1 protein-coding gene and 1 pseudogene are annotated in these 1,353 nt (G+C 68.1%); both read left to right on the top strand.

Features of this window, described 5'->3' with window-relative positions:
* Positions 1-504: DUF8189 domain-containing protein (locus ACZ5NJ_RS37735; RefSeq protein WP_468771302.1), on the top strand; the 504-nt coding region annotated here is incomplete at its 5' end.
* 37 nt (positions 505-541) lie between these two features.
* Positions 542-1,353, top strand: a pseudogene (locus ACZ5NJ_RS37730) (peptidase M23); the annotation flags it as partial.

Raw genomic sequence — 1,353 nt, 5'->3', positions numbered from 1 at the left:
CTCTCCGACACCACCTTCCAGCACCTCTACCAGACCGGGGCCAACGGCGGCTGGTCGGCCTGGGAGAACTTCGGCGGCGGCGGACACGACCTCACCGTGAATCACAACACCGATGGACGGCTGGAGGTCTTCGCCTCCAACACCAACGGCGTGTTCCACCGCTGGCAGACCAGCCTTTCCGCCTGGTCGGGCTGGGAGGCGATGAGCGGTCCGGTGAACTCCGATCTGGCGTCGGACCGTTCGGTGGACGGCCGGGTCGAGGTGTTTGCGATCAACGGCAGTACCGCCGCCCACATCTGGCAGACCGATCCGAACGCCCCCTATTCGACTTGGGAAACCTTCGGTGGTGGCGGCACGGAGATCACCGCCGGCCACAACGCCGACGGGCGCATCGAAGTCTTCGCGACGAGCGGCGCCGGTGTCTTCCACCGCTGGCAGACCGGTTTCTCCGCCTGGTCCGAATGGGGCTGGGTGGGCAGTTCCGCAGGGCCGGGCATCGCGTGAACTCCGCACATTTCACCTCACGGCAGAAGGGCAGACAATGGCGATGACTGATGTACGCCGCGTGTTCACCAGACTGGCCTTCGTGGCCGGCACCTGGGCGTTGGCCGTCGGGATGACCGCCTCGGTCGCCGTAGCCGCACACGCGCCCGTTCCGGTTCCGGTTCCGGGCAGGGATCACTCCGGGGTCTCCCGGTATTTCAGCGGCCCGCAGGGCTTCGCCATTCCGACCGTGCCGTGTGATCCGGCCGGTCCGTCGGCCACCGACGGCATCATGGCCGACCAGCTCAACCCGCAGTTGCACGCGAAGATGGCCGGGTACATGGACGCCTACAAGGTGTCCTGCGCGCGGATGGTCACGCAGGCGGTCAAGGACCGGGGCCTCAACCAGAGGGCCGCGGCCATCGCGATCGCCACGATCATCGTGGAGTCCAGCGTCAACAACTACGCCCAGGCCGTCGACTACACCAGCCTCGGGCTGTTCCAGCAGCAGGACTGGTGGGGCACACGTGAGGAGCGGCTGAACCCGGCCCACGCCACCAACGCCTTCTTCGACGAGGTGGAACGGATGTATCCGGGCGGCTCGTGGAACAACGAGGCGATCGGCGAGGTCTGCTGGCACGTCCAGCGACCGCGCGAGGACCTGCGCGGCCTCTACGCCATCGAGGCGGACGACGCGGTGATCATGGCCAACGCGCTGTGGTCCGGTACGAGCAGCACCGGACCCAAGCACCCCTACGGCGCCGGCCGTGTGGTGTCCGGGCGGTCCGCGGACGGTCGGCTGGAGGCCTTCGCCGCCGGAGCCGACGGCGTGTACCACTCCTGGCAGACCGCGGTGAACGGCGCCTGGTC

The sequence above is a fragment of the Streptomyces sp. NPDC032091 genome, assembly GCF_055580265.1.
This window is presented reverse-complemented; position numbering and strand designations above follow the sequence as displayed.